Here is a 2,484-nt window from a genome sequence, read left to right on the forward strand (position 1 = left end):
GGTCGGGGCAGTAGGCGACCACGTCACCCGGCCGGGCCAGCGCCGAGATCCGGTTCGCGATCTCGGCGGCCTGGGTGCGTTCCTGCCGGGTCATGTGCCAACCACCGAACAGTCCGGTCACGCAGACGATGACCAGGATCGTGGCGCGTACCCGTCCGGGCAGGAGACCGATGCCGAGCGCGGCGAGCAGCAGGAAGGCCGGCAGCGAGATCCCGGTGTAGCGCTCCGTATAGGCGCTACCGCCTGTGGTGTTGACCAGATAGGCGAGGGCGAGTGGGACGAGCCACAATGCGGCCAGATAGCGTCCTGGCACACGCCCGGTCGGGACGATGTGCAACCCGTCGTCCTGAGGTCTCCCGGTAAGGCCGAGCAGTGCCGCACCGAGCAGCACCACCCCGAGCAGCGCGCCGGTCGAGGTGGGACCGGCCCAGTCGAACACCGTGTCCAGCAGGATCTGCGCCTGCACCCGGGCCGCCCACGGCGTGCCCGTGTGCAACATCTGGAACAGGAAGGACGGCATCCACGGCGCGAACACCACCGCTGAGGCGAGCATCGCCACCAGGGCCGACAGCGCCGAGCGGCGGTAGTTCACCCTGCGCAGCGCCTGCACCGCAAGGAACACCGCAACCGTGGTGAGCAGCAGGAACGTCCAGTAGTGGGTGTAGACCAGCGCCGAGGTGGCCGCGGTCAGCACCACCAGCCGGCGGCGGGTCGGCTGCTCCAACGCCCGCACCAGGGCCAACCCGAACAGCAGAACCAGCAGGACGACCAGCGAGTACATCCTGGTCTCGCTGCCGTAGCGGATCGCATAGGGCGAACAGGCGAACAGCAGCAGGGCCGCGATGCCCGCCCGCCGCGGGGTGTTGGCGTCACCGCTGCCGAACATCGCAGCCACCCGCCCGACCCGGCGACCGGCGACCCAGGCGACCGGCAGGGTGACCAGCGACAGGATGCCCGACAGCGCGCGGACGGCAACGTCACCGGTCCCGAACATCATGATCCACACGTGCAGCGAGAGGTAGTACAACGGCGGTGAGCCGTCACGCCGCAGTGCGTCGAGCAGTCCGCCGACCGGTCTGCGGGCGATCTCCACCGTCAGCGACTCGTCCAGCCACAGGTGACTCGGGGTCGCGAAGCGCAGGAAGGCCCCGGTCACGATCGCGGCGACGGTGGCGACGAGCAGCAGCCGGCGCACCCAGCGCTCCTCGTGCACCGCCCACCCGCGGGCGGCCGGACGCCGCCCGACTCCGCTGGAATCGGCCGCCTGCGGGGTGCGTGCCGCATCCGGGGAGGGTGCCATCGCTGGAGCCACATCCGGTACCACAATTGGTACCACAATTGGTACCACAGCCGGCGCCGGCGCCGTTGGTGCGACGGACACCGCCGTCGGTGCGAGGGACACCGCACCCGATGCGGGCAGATCCACCACCGGGCTCCCGGAAAAGTCGGCACTCACCAGCGAGACGGTACTCACAGTGCCAGCCTGCCGATCGTCGGTGTCGGCCGGTCGACGTCCCGCGCCCCTTTCCGGGGCGGGGGAAAGTTCGGATGGGCCCATGGTCCGGGCTATCGTCCTTCCTCGTCGGCCGCCTCAGGCTGGATCTCCTGGGCGAGCAGGGCCGGCAGCAGTGTGCAGCGCTGCCGACCACCGGACTGGTGCACCGCGGCCCGCAGTCCCGGGCCGTTCACGGACACCACCGACAGATGCCGCTGCGCCCGGGTCAACGCGGTGTAGATCAGGGGACGGGTCAGCATCCGGCCCGCCTCCGGGGGGAATACGGCCACCACCGCCGGCCACTCGCTGCCCTGGGCACGGTGGACCGTGACCGCCCAGCCGTGTCGCAGATCCCCGACAGCCCCACCGGGGACTTCCACGTCCCCACCGGGAAACGCCACCGTGAGAGCGCCCTTGTCACCGGCAGCGGTCACCACGCCGATCTCGCCGTTGGCGAACCCGTCGTCGAGATGGTTCGCGGTGGCCACGACCCGGTCCCCGACGTCGAACCCGCCGTTGCTCCCGCCCCCGGGGTTGAGCACCTGCTTGAGCGCGGCGTTCAGCGCCTCCGTCCCCGCGGGGCCGCCGTGGACGGGAGTCACCACCTGGACGTCCGCGACAGGTATGCCCAGCGCCCGCGGGATGGAGTCGGTGACAAGCTGGACGACCCGGTGCGCCGCCTCGCCCGCGCCGCGGGTGGGTACCACCACCACCTCGCGGTCCGGTCCGGACGGAGGCGCGGGCAGCTCACCGGCGCGGACGGCCATCGCCAGCGTCGCGATCCCCCCGCCCTCAGACTGCCGGTAGAGGCGTTGCAGCTCGGTCACGGGCGCCACCCCGGCCGCGAGCAGGTCCGCCAGCACCCGGCCCGGGCCGATGCTGGGCAGCTGTGCCGGATCCCCGACGAGCAGCAGATGGGTGCCGTCCGCGCAGGCGTCGAGCAGGGCCGCGGCGAGCTCGGCGTCCAGCATGGACACCTCGTCGACCAC

Annotated in this window: 2 protein-coding genes; both read right to left on the reverse strand. The window is 71.7% G+C overall.

All coding sequences use genetic code 11. The annotated features are described in order from the left end of the window. A partial coding sequence (locus DD1DGNOD_RS14310) for a glycosyltransferase family 39 protein (RefSeq protein WP_346434322.1) occupies positions 1-1,300 on the reverse strand: 1,300 nt, incomplete at its 3' end. A gap of 266 nt (positions 1,301-1,566) precedes the next feature. Beyond that, positions 1,567-2,484 (reverse strand): ATP-dependent DNA helicase (locus DD1DGNOD_RS14315; RefSeq protein ID WP_165036720.1); only part of this gene is annotated, 918 nt, incomplete at its 5' end.

This window comes from Candidatus Protofrankia californiensis, assembly GCF_900634765.1.
Taxonomy (GTDB): Bacteria; Actinomycetota; Actinomycetes; order Frankiales; family Frankiaceae; genus Protofrankia; species Protofrankia californiensis.